Source organism: Spartobacteria bacterium UBA695 (assembly GCA_002298145.1).
GTDB lineage: Bacteria > Verrucomicrobiota > Verrucomicrobiia > Chthoniobacterales > Chthoniobacteraceae > UBA695.
Genome location: DBMP01000022.1, coordinates 127,059 through 144,482 on the forward strand (window position 1 = coordinate 127,059; position 17,424 = coordinate 144,482).

Annotated in this window: 14 protein-coding genes; 5 read left to right on the plus strand and 9 right to left on the minus strand. The window is 55.5% G+C overall.

What is annotated here, in order from left to right; all coding sequences use genetic code 11:
• Positions 1 to 2: 2 nt before the first annotated feature.
• Positions 3 to 716, plus strand: a complete 714-nt coding sequence (locus B2828_RS12460; protein ID WP_479634076.1) for a GntR family transcriptional regulator — start codon at positions 3 to 5, stop codon at positions 714 to 716.
• Here the strand turns inward: B2828_RS12460 and B2828_RS12465 are convergent.
• From B2828_RS12465 to B2828_RS12485, 5 genes are read right to left on the minus strand one after another with little or no spacing between them, the layout of a single operon-like run.
• The gene (locus tag B2828_RS12465; protein WP_479634077.1) at positions 713 to 1,429 is read right to left on the minus strand and encodes a hypothetical protein; all 717 of its coding nucleotides are present in this window, start codon (positions 1,427 to 1,429) and stop codon (positions 713 to 715) included. The two genes, B2828_RS12460 and B2828_RS12465, sit on opposite strands and share 4 nt — an antisense overlap.
• Positions 1,426 to 4,959: a hypothetical protein gene (locus tag B2828_RS12470; protein ID WP_479634078.1), complete on the minus strand. Its 3,534-nt coding sequence runs from the start codon at positions 4,957 to 4,959 to the stop codon at positions 1,426 to 1,428. The genes B2828_RS12465 and B2828_RS12470 overlap by 4 nt, the downstream gene beginning before the upstream one ends.
• Position 4,960: 1 nt before the next feature.
• Complete coding sequence (locus tag B2828_RS12475) at positions 4,961 to 5,827, minus strand: PulJ/GspJ family protein (protein WP_479634079.1); 867 nt, start codon at positions 5,825 to 5,827, stop codon at positions 4,961 to 4,963.
• Between the two features lies 1 nt (position 5,828).
• Positions 5,829 to 6,314, minus strand: coding sequence for a hypothetical protein (locus B2828_RS12480; RefSeq protein ID WP_479634080.1), 486 nt, complete (start codon positions 6,312 to 6,314; stop codon positions 5,829 to 5,831).
• Positions 6,311 to 7,108 carry a pilus assembly FimT family protein gene (locus B2828_RS12485; RefSeq protein ID WP_479634081.1) on the minus strand — a complete coding sequence of 266 codons (798 nt, stop codon included), beginning with the start codon at positions 7,106 to 7,108 and terminating at the stop codon, positions 6,311 to 6,313. The genes B2828_RS12480 and B2828_RS12485 overlap by 4 nt, the downstream gene beginning before the upstream one ends.
• Before the next feature lie 114 nt (positions 7,109 to 7,222).
• Between B2828_RS12485 and B2828_RS12490 the strand changes: the two genes are divergently transcribed.
• Entirely contained in the window at positions 7,223 to 8,473 is a 1,251-nt protein-coding gene (locus B2828_RS12490; RefSeq protein ID WP_479634082.1) for an exo-alpha-sialidase, read from the plus strand.
• A gap of 21 nt (positions 8,474 to 8,494) precedes the next feature.
• Complete coding sequence (locus tag B2828_RS12495) at positions 8,495 to 9,466, plus strand: SGNH/GDSL hydrolase family protein (RefSeq protein WP_479634083.1); 972 nt, start codon at positions 8,495 to 8,497, stop codon at positions 9,464 to 9,466.
• An 83-nt stretch (positions 9,467 to 9,549) separates the two neighbouring features.
• On the opposite strand, the gene B2828_RS12500 is transcribed toward B2828_RS12495, so the two are convergent.
• Both B2828_RS12500 and B2828_RS12505 read right to left on the minus strand, forming a co-directional pair.
• On the minus strand, positions 9,550 to 11,565 hold the full coding sequence (locus B2828_RS12500; RefSeq protein ID WP_479634084.1) for an alpha-L-fucosidase: 2,016 nt from the start codon (positions 11,563 to 11,565) through the stop codon (positions 9,550 to 9,552).
• A gap of 19 nt (positions 11,566 to 11,584) precedes the next feature.
• On the minus strand, positions 11,585 to 13,963 hold the full coding sequence (locus B2828_RS12505; protein WP_479634085.1) for a beta-galactosidase: 2,379 nt from the start codon (positions 13,961 to 13,963) through the stop codon (positions 11,585 to 11,587).
• An 854-nt stretch (positions 13,964 to 14,817) separates the two neighbouring features.
• Here B2828_RS12505 and B2828_RS12510 point away from each other — a divergent pair.
• On the plus strand, positions 14,818 to 15,864 hold the full coding sequence (locus tag B2828_RS12510; RefSeq protein WP_479634086.1) for a hypothetical protein: 1,047 nt from the start codon (positions 14,818 to 14,820) through the stop codon (positions 15,862 to 15,864).
• 243 nt (positions 15,865 to 16,107) lie between these two features.
• Here the strand turns inward: B2828_RS12510 and B2828_RS12515 are convergent, their stop codons facing one another.
• The gene (locus tag B2828_RS12515) at positions 16,108 to 16,380 is read right to left on the minus strand and encodes a hypothetical protein (RefSeq protein WP_479634087.1); all 273 of its coding nucleotides are present in this window, start codon (positions 16,378 to 16,380) and stop codon (positions 16,108 to 16,110) included.
• Positions 16,381 to 16,434: 54 nt separating this feature from the next.
• Positions 16,435 to 16,572 (minus strand): hypothetical protein, encoded by a 138-nt coding sequence (locus B2828_RS12520; RefSeq protein WP_479634088.1) that lies wholly within the window; start codon positions 16,570 to 16,572, stop codon positions 16,435 to 16,437.
• A 325-nt stretch (positions 16,573 to 16,897) separates the two neighbouring features.
• On the opposite strand from B2828_RS12520, the gene B2828_RS12525 reads away from it, so the two are divergent.
• Positions 16,898 to 17,424: GntR family transcriptional regulator (locus tag B2828_RS12525; RefSeq protein ID WP_479634089.1), on the plus strand; the 527-nt coding region annotated here is incomplete at its 3' end.

A 17,424-nucleotide genomic window follows, 5' to 3' on the forward strand; every position in this document is an offset into this window, starting at 1 on the left:
AAGTGAACATCAAAACTCCAGCCCAGAGTGAGCCCCTAAATCAAAGCCTTGGATTTGAAACTCAGGCGGTACGGTTATTCCGTTTGCTTGAGATTGAAATCCTAAGCGGCAAACTCCAGCCTGGGCAAAGGTTGCTTCGGCGCGAACTCTGCAAGCGTTTCGGATTGAGCCAGGCGACTGTTTCCGAAGCTCTATGGCGACTTGAATCGGACGGCATGGCGGAAAGTGCTCCGATGTATGGCACTCGCGTCTCGCCGATCACGACGGAAAAGCTTAACGACGAGCTGGCGCTGCGCGAGGCTCTGGAATGCCAGATCGCCCGCATCGCGTCCGGGTGCATCAAGCCGAGTCATGTTCCTCGCTTGGAAGAGCTGGCTGACCAGGTGGACAATCTGATTGTGCAGGGCACGGATTATTCCATGAAGAATATGCAGATCCACCAGGAGTTTCACCTTGAGCTTGCCCGCCTAACCGGCAGTGCCTTGTTGCTCCGGGAGTTGGAGCGTTCCTGGCGGCGGCATTTCATGTTTTTTAGTTGGGTGAGCGCCAAAGTGTGGCCCAGCCCTCCCCGGTGGCATCGCCTTTTGCTCGAAGCGATTCTGACCGGAAAGGCGGATATCGCCGAGCGGGCGATGCGCAAGCACGTCCTTTTTGGCAGCAAACACCAAGTCAAGGTGTTGGAAAAGATTCAGGTCGACGGGCAGGAAACGCCCTAGCGGTCGCCTGAGTTCTGGAGGAACCGGGCTCTCGTGGCCATGTCTTGGTATTGGCTCCACGATTTCTGATATTCCGGAGGAAGGGGCAAATCCGTTGGCGTCGGTCCATATTGGAACAAATACGTTTGGTGGTGAAACCGGTAAACCAGCGGGAATTTGGTACGCACGCTGATCCACGCCTCAACCGTACCCGCTCCATCGAGAACGTAGTGATGGCAGGGCTCTTTTCCAATCACGGCAAGCCCTCTGTAAGCGCCAAGGTTAATCCATGAGAACGCTTCCCATCCGGCCATGACTTGGGGGTCGCCGACGCTGATTGCGAAGTCCTTTTGCAAAGCTTTGTAATCCACAACCATCACGTTTTTTCCGCTACTGTCGAAATCCAGCATCATTTCCCCGGCAAACCAGTAGTCCCGTTTTTGACCGTTGTGAAAAGTCTCGATGGCGTGCCTATAGATGCCAAATTTGACGGAATCCACCCGGACCGGTGCCCATGGAGACACGGCTGAGGCGTCCGGGGTTATGTTTGGGGCCTCTTCTCCGGCGGTCTTGATGATCACGGACCATTGCAACCGGTCTGGCAGCGGCGCAACATAGGGCGCCTGCGGAGGTGCGTCTGCGGCAGGTTCGGCGGCCAGCGGCAGCTCTGCAATCCACGCAAGAGCAAGTGCGGCACCGATACGCGCGCAGGAAGTCAAAAATCGGGAGTTCATTCGTTTACAGGTTCAAGTTGCAAATCAACGACTTCATTGGTGAATCGGTCAATGGCAATGTGAGCCCAGTAATGGCGTTCCCCATCGACGGTGAACTTGGTCAGATCTCTTTGCGCAATGGCGCTGGGGCTATAGCGGCCAGATTGGGCGACGATATCCACCAATAAATTCCACGTGCGGGTCTGCCCCACGCTGGCCAGACCGCGAATGACGGCTTCCCGAGTCGTTTTGATAAGAGGTGTTGCGGTCGTGCCCGCCGTGCCGGTGACGGAAAGGAAGGCCGTAGCTAACTGGGATGAATCCAGCAACGGCCCGGTGGTGCCGGTGGTGAACGCAACCAACTGCTGCGCCAGGCTTTGGGCGTCCGCCGCGCTGAGTGGTATTTTGCCCACCGGTTCCTGAATCACCCCGCCGAGGGCCGCTTGCAAACAGGTCGCAAGACGGCTGTTGAGGTTAATCTTTCCCGCGGCGACCGCCCCTTCATCTGCCAGAGAAAAGAGATCAAGGAGAGAGGCATCGGCGCTTTGGCTGGTAAAGAAATCCAGGGTGCGCCACGGGTCATCCCGGAACGCGTAACCCAGTTCCGCCACGCTCTGGAAGGGGCGATTGAGAATCACGGGGCGATCGGCCGCGTTTTCAAAAGGGTTGCCTCCGCTGGTGCCTGAGGTCAAGCCATAGAGCCCACTATCTGCCCAGCGCTGGACTCCGTCGCGGTCGGGATAACCGGAACACGTCGAAGATGTGGTGACCTTGTTGGGGCTGGAATTGCGGGCCAGCCAGGCGGGGAAGTAGAAGGCGCCTTCGTAGGGGGAGACCAGCGTTGGGTCATAAAAAAGACGGGGTATCTCCTGCGCCCCGATATTGGGGGTAAGCATGCTGCCGGAAGTATAAATGGCATCACTGGCGATGGAACTGACGCTTGAGGCTGGGCTGTGGCCTGCGCCATAGCCACAGGGTTGAGTTGAAGGCCACAGGCTCAAATTGGCAGCGCCGTAATTCGCGTCGTATTGCCATTGGTTAAAGCGAATGCTTCGTGGGTCGCTGGTAAAATTGGTGCTGCCATAGATGATGCGGTTTGCCCCCGAAAAAGTCACATAGGAGGAACTGCTGAGCTTGGCTTGCCATGCCGTGGCCCAGGCCGCCGGAGTGGCCGGATAGGGGCTTTGGGTGAAGGAAAAAAGAAGCGGCCAGTTGATCCCCCCTTTAATAGACGTTACCGGGTCATTGATCCCGGAGTTGAAGGAATAAGCGATCCATTGGTTCGAAGAATTTTGAAATTCCAGCGACATCTGGACCGGATTATTCTGGTCGTAGCTGCTAAAGAACCGGACCACGTTCCAGGTATCCGTGCTCGAATAAGAAGTAGGAACCGCGTGGGTTCCCGTGCCGGTGTGGACTGTCGGGTCGGTGTTCAAAACGAAGTCGGGCATGCGATAGGCGAAATAGCTGGTGCCCCCCAGCAAAGGGGTGGTGCTCCATCCCGGCGCGGTGGTTGATAACGAGGTGAAATCACTCGTGGGCAGAATATAACCAGTGGAGGCGTAAGCCGAGCCGCTCGTAACCGAAGCGGGAAATTCATAGCTGGCATCTATGGCGAATTTGGAAGCAGGAATGCCGTTATAGCCTTGGTTGGGAGGGTATTTGGAAGGATCGGCCCACTCATTGCACATGAGGAACGATCCTTTAAGATGGATGCGGACCTTTGGCACTGAGGTGGGCGTCTCAACGAGCCGATTCGGGTTCCACAACTGCCATACAAAATAGGACTGTAACGGAACCGAGGGAAGGGGCGCATTTGCGGCAAAGCCGAACACGGGCTTGAAAGCGTTGATCAACGGCAGATTCTCAATGCCGGTCGCGCGCCAATACGGAGTGCCCCCCGCGGCATTGTATTCGATCACCGTGGGGAAAGAGTCCGTGTCATATTGGTCAATAATGCACGCCCCGATCCGCAATACTTGAAGTGTGAGTTTCTGCTGATGAGTGCTGGGGTAATTGACACTGCCGCCTCCGTCGACAGCAAGCGATCCCTGCAATATCCCAGCTTGGAGAAGCTCGAAGAAATTCGGCTCCCGGTTTTCCGAGGCAACTTGATCCAGCGTTTTGATGCTGCTCTGGATGCTGGTGGCGAGCGATCCCGTGTAGGTCCAAATGCCGGCAGTCTTGTTCCATTGCAACCCGAAGCAGGCGTGAACGGCTTCTTCATACCCTGCTAACGGACCTGAGGGCGTCAGCCATTTAATCCTGGCAAGCGAAAAGCGGCGTTGCAGCAAGGGTTGGCCCTGAACGACCTTGTAGTTATTGAGGTTCCCCGAATCGTCGTAATGCGTCAGCGTGGTGGTGCCAGTCACCATTGCTCTCACACTGAGAACATCGCGATTGAGAGCGGCCGCAGTGGTGCCCGAGGTGAGGTAGGTGTAGGGAGCGGTGTAGTTCGTCAGCGGCCTCCAGCTTGGTGCATTGAGGGTGCGGGTGAAATGGGTCAGGTACTGGAGCGCGGTTGAAGGGAACCCAGCGCGGCTTTGGAAGGCAATCAACTCCTGACGGCTCAAGAATGCCTGATCGCTGAAGCCGTTCCAAAGGGTGCCAGTCGTGTTCAGAAATCCGCTCGTATTGGAGACGACGGCATTGTAGTACGGCGTGGCAGAGTGGAAGGAAAAATTGCCAGGGAACGAACCTGATGCCTGAGCCGATGCGTAATTGCGCCAGCCCACAATGTTATCCATCTGGAGCTGAGGAAAACTGATGGGTGGGGTGGCGTTCGCCAGAGCCGTGGTGAGATCGGAATAGGAAAGGGAACCTTTATAGCCTTTTTGACTATCAGAGGTTCCCGTGGGAAATCCCACCACATTGGCATCGAGCAAGCCGCCCTCGTCGTAAATAACATAGGCATAGCGGCCAATGACGGTATTGGTGGGGGTGGTGAGCACTTGCGGGCCCTGGTCGGTGACAGTCACCCAATAGGGAACGATTGCGGTGAAAGCGGCGACAGGGTCTGTTTTGTCATTGGTGGTGTCGGCCTTGGGAATCAGGTAGTGTTTGTTCCAGCGAGAGCCCGAGATGCTTCGGCCATTGATCGAGGCCGTGGTGGAACTGACGCCCGCGGAACCGGCTCCTGTTCCGACCCGCGATCCGTCCAGCATTTGAAAGGCAAACTGCGAAGATCCGCTTCTCCGGACATAATTAGGAATGGCATCCAGCGTGGCGGCGGTGGCATCTCGCGTGGGCAGCATGTAGGCCGTTGCAGCTGCGGTGCCACCTGGCGAACGAGGCTGGTAAGTGGTGACGTTGTTGATCGTCATGGCGGTCGAGCCCATGAGGATCTCTTGTTTCAAATCTCCCAGGATGATATTCGCTGCGCTTAAAGCCAGTTGATCCGCTTTAGCTTGGGAAAAGCTGCTGTTGGCCAGTTGGCGGTCGGTGACCGTCCGGGAAAAGAAAGCAACGATCAAGCCGGTGGAAAGAACAATGAACCCCAGAATAATGATGAGTGCGATACCTTGCTGACGCTTGGGGAAAGGTAGATTCATTTTACTGGGGGGTGGTGGCTAAATAAAAGAACCTGCCGTACACACGAATGGACGAAGCTACAGGGCGGGGAAGGGGGCTTGCGTTAATTTTGCTTTGCCACTGAGTTTCAAGATCGCCGGGTTTCATTCCCTCGGCGAAATCCTCCATTTGTCCCGCCAGGGTGTTGAGCTGATCCTGGGTGATGAGATTTCGACTACGGGGATCGATCACCGCGATGACGACCGCAATGGCGGCCACATCCCGGAGTCCATTGATCCCAGTGCTGATCGTTGGATCCCATGGTGTGGCGCTGCAAACACCGTTTTTGAGAAAGTAGAAATACTCGAAGCGGAAGACCTGTGGCCCGATGGTTTCGAAATTGCTGTCGGTGGCGGCGGAGTTTGTGATGGCAGGCCAGGTGAGCGCGATAGTTTTCGGCAGGAAAACCATGGGGGCTTCCGCGCCCGAGGCACCGTTCCAAAGAAGGCCTTTGCCGAGCCGTTCAAACTGGAGGTTGGTATTGATGCGGTAGGCCACCAGCGAGACTGGGCTGGGCGAACCGTTGGAATAGCCGGGCACTTCGCTAAAGAAGGCTAGCAAGTCGTTGCCCGCCTGCGGTGTGGTCTGCTTGACCTTTAGCAAATAGTCAACATCGCCGCGTCTAACCATTCGCGTGAAGTCCGTGTTCAGCCGGTCCAGAAGAACGCGCGCCTGCTCATTGGCATCCATGTTTTTGGTGGAGAAAACCGTCACGACAGCGGTGCTGTTGACGAGCTGAGTCACCATCACCACGAGCAGCGAGAGAACGGCGATCGAGACCAATAGCTCAAGAAGCGTGAAAGCTTTGCGCTCGCCCCTCAACGAGACGTTGTCGGATCGCGGCTCCATATTAGTTTCGATCCAGGGCGCAGAAGGTTTCCATCACTCCTGAGGCCGATGCGGTCTCAAGTGAAGCGGGCCAACTCGCCCGCAGGCGAACGAACGTTGCTGTCTTCGCCGCGCTGCCGTTGGCACAGAAAGAGACCGTGATCCGGTAACGGGCCGCCTCGGCGGAGCCCAGGCGCTCCCCGCTTTCGGAAAAATAGAGGGTGGTGTCGCCTGGAGCGGCGGCCACGGGGTTGGCTGGAATTTGGATGGCGAATTGCGGGGTTCCTGCCGCTTGGCCGCGCGGAATGGTCCGCGGCGTATTGCGAAGATCGGAAATGACCGCCGAAAGAATCCCGTTGGCCACTGTCTGTTCGCGCGCGGTCTTGTGGCTGGTGATGCCGACAGGCAACAACCCGAAAACGGTGATAAGACAAAAGGCGGCGATGCCGAGCGTCAGCGTGATTTCAACAAGAGAAAAGGCATCCGCGCCAGAGCCGGTGGACTTCATCGCCTGTAGACTTTTACATTTCCGCCGATGCCGGTGATTTGAACCGCGACGGTATTTTGGCTATTACCCGTGACGGTCGCGCCATGTGCGGACTGTAGGCCGATTTCCACCACGGGCTTCATGCTAAGGGTGCTGTTGATGATATTTTCGCCACGGGGGTTGAACTGGATTGTTTTGACAAAGGTATATTGGGGCGTGGAGGTGGCGGCACCTACCGGATACGAAAAGGGATAGCGGGTTGAGTCTGGAGGATTGCTGCCGCCGATCCGCGCGTCGTTTGAGCCCACCGCCGGACGCGTATCGAAGGTATCGCCAGTACCTAAGCCATCGGCAAACGAGGCCAGGTGGGCGTTTTCTATTTTGATGAGCCGGTTGAGTTGATTCAGGCTACCCGGAGTAAGCGGATGATTGCCGGAGCTGGCGGGATCATAAATCATGGTTCCGTCTTTGGATGCAACCACGGAGATGACAACCCTGCCGATGCCAGCGAGCGCTGGGTTGGCGGAAGGACGGGATGCATCTTCCTCGAAAAATCCGACCCATACATAAGTATTATGGGCAATGGCATAGGCGCGCGCATTTGCCAGGGCATCGCTGATGTCATAGGCCGCCTTGGTCGTGTCTCCTGCCCCTTGAAGCCCGTTGATGGCGGGAAGGGCCAGCCCCATCATGACTCCAAGAATGGAGAGCACCGCAAGGAGTTCAATGAGGGTGAACGCCGCCTTTTTTATCCGAAGGTCCGGGCTGAACAAACCCTGGCGAACAGTAGGGCTTTTGGGAAATGGAGGGATCATCACTTGAGGGGGGTGAGATTTGGAAACCTGCAATTAGATTTACATGATCGATCAAAAACTGTAAAGGGTTATTTGCGACCATGCACAAGTCCTAAAAACGCTTTCCCCAAAACTATGAACCATATCCTCGAAGTTAACCGAACCGCCCCTGATTTCATCACCTATATTCCAAAAAGCAGCGACGGTTCCACGGGTGACACCGGCAACGAGCATTTCCTCGTGGAAGCGCTGCCTGGCGGTGGTCTGTTTGCCATTTGGACGCAGAGCAGCTATGAGGGGCACCCGGATCAGCACATTGTTTTCACTAAAAGCCTCGACGGCGGCAAAACTTGGCCCGCGCCCAAAACCATTGCGGGGCCGGAGCCGGAAAGGGGGCTTGGTATGGCTAGCTGGGCCTTTCCGTTGGTATCGAGGTCGGGCAGGATCTACGTGATCTTCAATCGCCATATTGGCGTCAACGATGTCTTCACCCATACCACTGGATTGATGGCGTGCATCTACAGTGATGACCAAGGCGAAACGTGGTCAGACCAAGTCCTGCTGCCGATGCCACGGTCCATATGGGACAACCCGGACCCGAAAATTCCAATCAACTGGATCGTATGGCAAAAGCCGGTTCGGTTATCCACCGGCAAATATCTTGCAGGCTGGACGCATTGGGTGAGCCCTGCCGTTCGTCCGCCCGCTCCGCGTCCCGAGTGGTGGGCGGAAGCTGCCGTTGTGGAGTTCATGCGTTTTGAAAACATTGATGACGACCCCGCGCCGGAGGATTTAAAAATCACCTACCTGATGAGCGGCGAAAAGGCGCTGCAAGTCGGGTTGATCGGCTATCCGCACGTTCCCGTGGTGCAGGAACCGAGTTGGGTCGAAATGCCCGATGGACGGCTGTTTGTCGTGATGCGCACCACATTGGGGAGCCCGTATTATTCGGTATCAGACGACCAGGGCGAGACATGGTCCTTGCCGGAACCCCTCCGGCAATACGATGACGGTCCGGTTTTGCCGCACCCCTGCAGTCCTTGTCCAATCTATCGGCTTAACGAGACGAACTACGTCTTTTTCTATCATAACCACGATGGCCATTTTCAACACTACACGCCATCGGATTCCAATCAGCATCGGCGGCCCATCTGCCTTGCACGGGCGGAATTCAGGCCGGGAGCGCGGCAGCCGCTATGGTTTTCAGAGCCCTGGTTTTTCATGGACAACGGCGGAGTGCCGGTGCTGCGTGCCGATCTGGCCATGTACGCGAGCACGACACCAAACGAGGAGGGGCTGGTACTTTGGTATCCGGAGCGAAAGTTCTTCCTCCTCGGCAAAAAGGTGAATGAAGAGATGGTCTTAAGCTTAAACGTCCCAGCGTAGCCGATGAGATTCGTACAGACGATGATGGCCCTGGCACTCTTTCTTGCGCCGCGTGTGCAAGCAGATGAAAAATCCGTTGAAATTCTCTGCCTGGGGGATTCTTTAACCGCCGGGGTGGGCGGAGATGGTACCAGTTGGCCCGCTGAACTGAGCAAGCTGAGCGGCGCTAATATCGTGAACCGCGGAGCGCCGGGATGGATTCCCCGACATCTCAAATATCGCTTCTATTTGCAGGATTGTCCGGTGCTATCCAAGGGGCAGCTTCGGGCAATTCCACCCCAAGAGTATGAAAATCGGATTCACCAGCCGCAGATCAATCAAGTTCGCTCCTTCTTGGAAGATGGAATGCAGGTGAAAATCCGTTCTGATAAATCAGGCGAAGTGGAGGTTTATCGTTGGGAGAGCCAATCCCTTGCGAATGGAGACGGATTCTTGTGTCCAGATATCTATTCCACAACGACGACTCGCGGGCGATGGGTGCGCCAGGGCCGGGAGATCAGCGGAGAATCGCCCTCGCCCAAGGCCGCAGCCATATGCGTGATCTGGATGGGAGCCAACGGCATGCAGGCGGACGATGTGCGGCAAAGCCTTTCCGAGATTCTAGCCGAGCTTCATTCCCGATCGATTCGGGTCTTGGTGTTGGGTCTCGTCAACCGCCTGCCCTCGGAGTCTTCTCCCGATGCCATCGCTTCCTGGACTCAATGGATCGGGGAATGTAACGAGGTGATCCAGAAACTGGCCCCCGAAAATTATCTCGATCTTCAAGCATGGATGACCGCCTCGGGAAGCAATGCTGGAAGCGGATACCGCACGCGTGACTGGTTCCCCGAAGCCACGGACGAAGCGGTGGCGGCGGATCTCCGGGATCAAGCTGCGGGTATCATGCCTTCTTCGCTACGGCCGCAGAGTGACATTACCCACATCAACGCCACGGGATACCGCATGATTGCCCGGCTGGTCAACCAAGCGCTCCGGGAGCGTGGTTGGCTATAGAGCGATTATCCTTCAGTCTTTACAAATTTGGGAGCACCCACGGCGCTCCCAAATTTTTGTAAAGACCTTCCTGGGAAAGCGCTCTAGAAAACCTCCACCATTTCAAAGAGATCGATCTTTGGTAAGTAAATCCTTGCACCGGAGCCCGAGGGTTTCACGCGGCACTCTTCCCCATTTCCAAGCAACACGGCTTTATGGACTGGGGCCGGAACCTCGATGAAAACTTCGTATAAGGGAGAAGGCGGCATGGTCTCCTGTTCGTTGAGAATGGCGAAGAACCGGCGGTTTTCCTTTCTCCAGCTTAGTATCTCCGCAGAGGCCGGAGCATGGGCCGTGAACTTCAGTTCTCCGCAAAGGGAGAGGATCAGATTTTTAACGGTCTTCCGGCACATGTACGGCTTCATGGTTTCAATCGGCGCGGCAACGTAGAGAATCCGCCCCTTGCCGTGGCGAATTTCAAATGCGGCGGGATGGCCGTTTTCCTCGCCGGGAGGGTCCGAATGAATGGCCGAGAATGCCCGGGTGCCTGGCTTGGTATAGGGGAGGACCGTGTGGGCCAGAACGCGAGCCGGAGCCTTTAGGTTGAGCACCACCTGCTGCCCGCTGAAGCTTAGCGGATTTAGCGCCGAAAAATCCTCAAACGCTTCCCGGCCTTCCGCAGTCGGGTTCATGTAAGTAAAAGTCTCTTCCGTCATGCCGCACAGGTCGACATTTAGCATTTCAGCCAAACGCGGGTGGCCCACGATTCCGCTGACATACAAATGGCCACCGCGCTGGACGAAAGCCTCGATGTCCCGCATTTCGCCATCCGAAATAGCGGCGACGCCGGAGAGCACCAGTACATCGGCCTGGAGGTCGCCAAGATTCTTGGAAGCAACCACGTCGAACGGAATATGGTTGTCCCGCAGAATGCCCACCATGCCCAACGGGCCATCGAGGTATTCCTTGCCGCCGGGTTCTCCCACGCGTTTCCCATTTTGCGAGGGGTGAAACTTGGCGGTAGAGGAGAACCAGACCGCGACATTTGCCTCCAGCTTTCCTCCCGCATAGGGTTCATAGCGTTGGGTATGGGCGAAAGATTTTTTGACCACCTTTGAATAGACATCAGGGCAGCAACTGCCATCGGGGTTGATGCCATCACAAATGCTGAATGCGCCGCCGTGGGCAAGGGATATCGCGCCATGGAGCGTCAACTCCTCGCGAGTTTTGGTCGTCGTATGGAACCTGAGGTTCGGGTCACAGCGCGACGTAATGAAAACAAACGGCAGGTTCCGTGAAACATTCCGGTAGTATTTGCAAATGAAACTTTCTTCGAGCAGCCCACCATAGAGATCGCCTCCAGCATAGTCGCTTGCCTCGTTGATCGCATCCGTGGTGGCGCAAAACCAAGGAAAGCAGTTCACCGCAAAATTGTGCTCCACGGTGATGTCTGGTTTTAGGTCATGAATGCAGTGGGTGGAAAACGCCAGGAACTCGGCCAGCCAAGCTTCTCGCCGGGTTTGGAAAAGACGCCACTGTGCATCGTCCCAGTTGACGATTCGTGGAATTTCGGCCCCCGTTTCCCGCCAGAATCGATCTTTACAACTCGCACAATAGCAGACCTCCGTCCAGAACGGCATGTCCAGGAAGATCCCATCAAAGGGATAACGGGTAACCAGTTCCTGCAAGTTTAGTCTGACGTAATCTCGGTATTCAGGATGATTAGGGCATACCAGCCCGTAACGGCCGTCGCTGCCTTCCTGCTCCATCGTCGTTTTACCGTCAGGCCGGACGCATCTCCACGAGGGATGGTTTAGGTAGGCCCAGTTGTCGAAGATGTTCGAATAGTAACCTTGGACAGCCAGGCCGTTTTTGTGGCAAAGGCTAGTCATCTCTCCCACGTAATCCCGGCCCTTGAGCCCCTTGTGCATGCGTCCGATGGAACTGGGCCAGTAGCAAAGACCGGTGTGGGACTTCGCTTTGACGGCCAAACACTGCGCCCCCGCATCCTTGAGCATCGCAACAATGGCTGGCGGGTCCAGCTTTGAGAGGAATTTTTCATTCCAATCGTCGATATGCATATCGAGAAAGACGCGACGGTAATTGCCTTGAATCCACATAGAGGGAAAAAGAGAAGGGTTAGCGGAGTTGGAACAGGTAAGTGGTTCCAGTTTTTAGGTTGAGTGTGTGAGTTTGAGCCTGGGGTGAGACAATGGTTTCCGGCCAGAGCGCTTGAAGGGACGCCGGTTCGCGGAGACGCAGCGTTACCGGCCCGTCATGGAGAGGGTGAATGCTCATCCAACCATCGCCTGCGGCAACGACGTTCCCATCCGGTGCGGCGCACCACGCTCCCGATTGCAGGGCCAAGGCGTGGATCAGGGCTGAAGAGAGAACGTATTCGCCAATGAAAATAGCATGCCAGTTGCCGTGATCGCGATAAGCCGCAGCCACTTTCGGGGTATTGGCATAGTAGGCTAGCGGCGTTGCTTTGGGATCATCGACTTGGAGGCCCGCCTGCGTATCCTGTAGCAGTTTTTCCGTCGCAAAGAGCGCGGGTTTAAGCCCCGGGGCCGAGCTAAGCTCTGTTTGACGGGCTGTTGCATCAAAAGGCTTTAGTGTGATGCCTGTCGTTTCGCTGAGCGTGTCACTGGTCCGGTCGCGTTGAGCAAATCCGGTGCCTTGGAGCCAGACCAAAGTCGCCCCGTTATTCTTGACCTTTTGGAGCGCATTACGGAACGGCTTGTCGATCTCGAAAATATTGGTGAAAAGGTAGAGCTTCGCCGGAGGCACCAAGCCGTCGCGGAAATCGTCCGCGTAGTAAAATCGGTAGACAACTCCGGAGGCGTTTAGCTCGTGCTGCTGCCGGTCCACCCATTGACAATGACGCTCGGAGAGGGCCCCTCGAAGGTAATGCACCGAGCGTTCGTCGTAGATCACCGCCACGTCACCTGCCACGCGCGATGGCGAAGGCACAGGAATGCGGTCGGCGGTTTTTTTCAAGAACTTCAATTCCTCATAAATAGCGGGATCTTCAAACGTCGCCGGATTCACAAGCGCATGGAACATCGGCCCCGCGCCGTTTTGCCAAAGGCGGGCCGTTTCACGCCGCCACATCGCCCGCAGTTCCTCAATATTTTGGGCTCTTCCCACGGTGCGGTCATTACCGCTAATTACCCCGAGGCTAGCTTTTGAGGTGCTACCAAATGAATTGCCCTCCGGAATGATCCAACTCCGTTGGTCCATATCGCAGAGGAAAAGTTTTTTGTGCAGCGCCTGCGATGCTAGCATTGCATTGACTCCGCCGGGGTTGCCAGGCAGCCGGATGTCTTCGCCATAACTCGCCTGATGGAAAAAGAGATCGACGTTTGGATCACGCAGCAGTTTTCCGCTGGCGGTCATGCCATAGCGGCAGCCGCCATCTCCGGCGCTCACTCCAATTACCGTGGGACGCGATGAGGTTTCGCGCACTATTTTTGCAAAATAAGAGCTGAGATCGGCTCGGCCTTCGGCATTGAATCGCAACCAGTCAATTTGCTGACGCTCCGTGAGGGGATCGTGATAAGCGGCTTCTCCGACCAGGGATGATGCCGCCGGTGGAGTTGCCGTGTCGAAGGCCGGGATGGATTGATTCCATGCCTTGGAAAGAGCCTTGGGCGTTCCATAGCGCGCCTCCAGCCACTGGTGCCATGCTTGTACCGAGGGGGCGCTGTAGTCGGTCCATGCCGACGCGTTTTTGGAGAGGTAGAAATTGGGCGCGTCCCAGGAGTAGAGCTGGCCGTCCTGGCCGCCGCCTAAAACATAGCCGATGACTTGCTTGCCTGGCGTCGACTGATCCACCGCCTGCACAAATCGGCGCAGCGCTTCCCCCGCTTCCTGGCGAAATACATTGGAATACATCGACCAAGCCAGCCGCTCTTTTGACTTCGGGTCGGCCGTTTCTCCAAACCGAATATAATGGTCTACCGCCACCAACGGCAGCCCTTGCTCATTTCGAATGAGTTCACCTGGGTGTTCATTATCCCAGCCGGGGTAGGCATCGATCCAGAGCCAAAGGAGTATCCGCGCATTTGGCATGACCTTCACAACCCGCCAGAGAACGTTTTCCACTTCCTCCGGTACATAGCGCTCGTGTCCTTCCCAGAACCGGCGGTTATAGGAGGAGTGGAGCGTAATGCCGATCGAGGCCAGATCGTAAAAAACAAAGACCACGTCGTATCCGCCTTGCTTCCAGACTTTGATCCGCATTTTTTCCGGCGAACACATGCCTTTGACGCCCCCGACCATGAATGGCTCGGCTTTTCCGTCGACTTGGAGCCTTACCGCTCCCTCTTTGTCCGCGACCACCCGTGCCTTGAGCGGCGAGCGTCCGGCGATTTCCTGTTTCAGTTCGGGCGTTAGAGCCGGAAACTCCTCATTTGGAATGAGGCTTGGGAGAGGCGCGTTTTCGGCCTGGAGGGAGCAAAATGCCACGATCAGGAAAATCGCGCAAAGGCATTCACCGCCGATTCGGGCAGGCATGATTGACGAGAGTTTTTTCATGGGGAACGTTGATCAATATAATCGATCAAAAATGCAGGTCAAAACCTTTTTGCCAACGGCTTAACTAAATCACCAAACCAATCCCGTAAATTGATCCTGGAGTGCTTATCAAAAAGCAGAGGCTACCTTTTTGCGTTAGGGCTTGAAGTACAGCGGTGCCCCTTTTGGAAAAGCCGTAGAATGGCTCGCCTCCGGCGCGGCGATGCGGCTGGGGGGAGGGGGCTGGTGGGTATTCAAGCGGCCAGCAGTGGCAATGCTGGAGATCCGTTCGATCGCAAAGTGTGAGTCGGGAGCGGCAAACACGCGGTTCCTAGAGCCCGGCATCCAGAAAGTCGTCGATCATTTGCGGGGCATCTCCGAAAAGGTGCGCCGCGGGCTCCTGGCCGAAGCATCCACTGTTCATTTTCTGGTTCTGGAGTTTTGCCCCTCACAAAAAGCCCGTAGGGACGTTCAAAACGTGTGCACAAACATACAATTTAAAAAAACAGGGCGAGAGGAGAGAGGCCGCCCCGAAGGCAGTGGTTAAGCTACAGTGGGGTGTAGTTTCATTTTTGACCTTCGGTAATTTCTTCATTTAACGAGAGTTAAATGGTGGAGCCTAGTGCGTTCACTTCCCTTTTGCCATTTGAGGTTCATTTTGCCCAGAATTGACACTGGCAAGAGAACAAAACACCAGAATACGGAACCTGTTCCGTGACCTTTTTAACATAAAGGTTATTTTGAGTTCCCCTTTTGGTATCTCCCCGCATTGGGCGAGGGCATTTGGCCTCACCCAGCGATACCGTTTAACTCTTTGATCGCGCATCAGGCAATTGCAGGCATCATATAAGATTATGCCCACGGATATCACCGAGCAAATCGCATTGCAGTCATCTCACTCGTATAACGTTCGCCCCGGAACTCCCGACTTTGAGGGGGCTGTCGCTGCAGCAATCGAGAACGCTATCCGTGTGCTAATTGAGACCAAATACCTATACCAGAAAGTCAGCGTTGATTTGAATCACGCAAGGGAAATAACGCAACCCCTACTGGCAAAGGCACTGCTTCCGGGTGCAGGCAAAACGATAACGGCGGGCGAATTGTCAACGGTCGGGCAGCGCTCAGACGAAACGTTAAAAACGATGGCTCAAGAGGTCGACGTGCGTCCCTGGGCCTTACAAACAAGACATACTGGTGACAAACCAGAGCTTTCGCAATTCCATCGTGCGGCAAGCATTGGAAGCCCAGCTTTAGGCACCGAGACGAAGGACATGCCCATCTACTTCTACCTGCCAGCGGTTTCGATAACATGCGGCACATGCAAGCGCACAACGACGTTCTCTGGGCACGCATCTTCCTCAACTTTTAGCATCCATTCGCTTTATCCGCTTAAAGGACCATCGGGCACAGAGCAGATCTTCACCCCAATCTTTCGGTGTGAATCGTGCAGAAAATCAATACATACAATCGCACTGCACCGCATAGGATCCAGAATTCACTTGTGCGGATGTGCACCGCGCCGCGAGCCGCTTCCGTCGCGACAGGTCCCTGAATCTCTGGCGCCGATTCTGTCTGACGCCGAGCAAGCTGTGGCCGAGGGAGACGTTTTCGCGGGATTTTACCACCTGCGCACGCTTGCGGAGCATTACATGCGCGAGCAGTTTTGTATCCCAACAACGGACCAGATTCGCGGTGAGGAGTTAATTGATAAACACTACGAAAGGTTTTCGAATGAGATGCGTGCGGTGCTCCCATCTATGACGGAGGCTTTTTCAAAGCTAAGCGAAAATCTACACGCGCGAAAAGGTAGCGCGTCCGATTTTAAGAAGCTTCGCGACCTAGTCTGCGATCATATAGAAATGTGTGCAATTATGACACGGAGGAGCGCAAATGACGCCTAGGTTTCAGACAAATCGCACAGCCTCGTCATATTCCATTTTGGAATACAGGCTGCTCGTGACTGACGTTTTTTTGATGTAGCCCCCCAATCGTTGATGTAGTCCATGTTTTGTAAGTCACTCATCCAAAGAGAGATGGATGATGTGGCCTGGCGCGTTCAGTCCCATTTTGTTGTTTGCGGTTCAAAGCGGCTAAAAAGAGCCGTTGAAAACACGCCATTTACAGAGGCCGAAGGCATTCTCGATTCAGTCAGCAGCAAGGAATCGTTGAAACGCCTGCAATGGCGAGTCACGGTAAAATCCGGGAGCGATTCCGAGGAAGTCGGCGTGACTCCCGAGGCCCTCTTCCAACCGTTGGTGCAGTTCAAACGGGTCGAGCGAGGCCCGCTCCCGCTTCAGTCGCTGCTTGGTCTTCTTCGGGATGCTTGCGCAGACCAGGAGCCGATCGCACGGCGTTTGTGGAAGGTTGTGCCGCCGCTTGATTTTCGCTCCGTGTCGGTCCTTGGAGATCAGTTTCATCGACGGCAGGAAGTAGTTGTGCAATGGCTCCCACACCTTCCGGGTAGAGCCGGTTTATCTCGGCAACCATGCCCGGGTCGGCGGTCGCCCTTTGCGCTTGGTCGGATCACCGCCCCTGCCTGCCTTGGCTCCCAGCAGCTTGATGGCGTGCTTGCGGCTGTAGCCAAATTGTTCGCAGCGTTCTTCGATCATCTTCGTGCGGCCCTCTCTGCCTCGGCCCGCATAGCGTTGCCTTAGCCTCGGCAACATCTCTTCTCGCACTTTCTGACTCATCGGCATTCTCCTTTGTTGCCGGTGTCATAACTTTTGAGGCAACAGGCTGTCGCTGATGCGACACATTTTAGACTTGTAAGATAAACAAGGAAACGTTTCTCTACTTCTTTTGGAGAAAGTGAAATTTTAAATGAAACCGGCTCCCTCCCCAGTTGCTCGTGAACGGCTTCAGCATGTCTTCCTTGACGATAGGAGCCCTCTGCCGCTTCATGCCCAACTGCGGAACGCTCTCCGTCGGGCCATCATGGAAGAGTTCAAGGATGGGGAACACTTTTTGCCTGAAAACGAGGTGGCGGCGATTCTGAAAATATCGCAGGGAACCGTGCGCCGCGCGCTTAACGATCTTGCCGCGGAAGGGCTTCTCAAACGGAGACCCGGAATTGGCACGGTGATCCAAAAAATGCGGGCAAAGGATAGCTTGCAGCAGGTCTCCGTTGTTGTGCCGGACTACTCCTCGGGGTTTATCGCAGAATGCCTGGACTATATTGGGGCGCATGCGAACCGTGTGGGAGCGCAGTTGCTCTTTCAGCATACGCACCAGGGGGAACAGCTTCAGAAGGTGTGCCGACAGATCCGTTTTGCCGCAAACGAAGGCGGGGTGATTCTGTTGGGCAACACGCCATCGGTGGTTGCCGAGCTATACCGTTCTCTCTCAGAGCGGGGCTATCTGATGGTGAATATCGACACGCTGGCACATGGCTACTTTGGGCATTACGTCGGGGTGGCCAACGAGTCAGGAATCGAGCAGGGGATGCGGCATCTAGTGGACAA

What these genes read in the sequence shown, in the direction of transcription:
- B2828_RS12465 (WP_479634077.1), bottom strand. Translation starts at nt 1,429, where the DNA reads ATGAACTCCCGATTTTTGACTTCCTGCGCGCGTATCGGTGCCGCACTT.
- B2828_RS12470 (WP_479634078.1), bottom strand. Translation starts at nt 4,959, where the DNA reads ATGAATCTACCTTTCCCCAAGCGTCAGCAAGGTATCGCACTCATCATT.
- B2828_RS12475 (WP_479634079.1), bottom strand. Translation starts at nt 5,827, where the DNA reads ATGGAGCCGCGATCCGACAACGTCTCGTTGAGGGGCGAGCGCAAAGCT.
- B2828_RS12480 (WP_479634080.1), bottom strand. Translation starts at nt 6,314, where the DNA reads ATGAAGTCCACCGGCTCTGGCGCGGATGCCTTTTCTCTTGTTGAAATC.
- B2828_RS12485 (WP_479634081.1), bottom strand. Translation starts at nt 7,108, where the DNA reads ATGATCCCTCCATTTCCCAAAAGCCCTACTGTTCGCCAGGGTTTGTTC.
- B2828_RS12490 (WP_479634082.1), top strand. Translation starts at nt 7,223, where the DNA reads ATGAACCATATCCTCGAAGTTAACCGAACCGCCCCTGATTTCATCACC.
- B2828_RS12495 (WP_479634083.1), top strand. Translation starts at nt 8,495, where the DNA reads ATGATGGCCCTGGCACTCTTTCTTGCGCCGCGTGTGCAAGCAGATGAA.
- B2828_RS12500 (WP_479634084.1), bottom strand. Translation starts at nt 11,565, where the DNA reads ATGTGGATTCAAGGCAATTACCGTCGCGTCTTTCTCGATATGCATATC.
- B2828_RS12505 (WP_479634085.1), bottom strand. Translation starts at nt 13,963, where the DNA reads ATGCCTGCCCGAATCGGCGGTGAATGCCTTTGCGCGATTTTCCTGATC.
- B2828_RS12510 (WP_479634086.1), top strand. Translation starts at nt 14,818, where the DNA reads ATGCCCACGGATATCACCGAGCAAATCGCATTGCAGTCATCTCACTCG.
- B2828_RS12515 (WP_479634087.1), bottom strand. Translation starts at nt 16,380, where the DNA reads ATGAAACTGATCTCCAAGGACCGACACGGAGCGAAAATCAAGCGGCGG.
- B2828_RS12520 (WP_479634088.1), bottom strand. Translation starts at nt 16,572, where the DNA reads ATGATCGAAGAACGCTGCGAACAATTTGGCTACAGCCGCAAGCACGCC.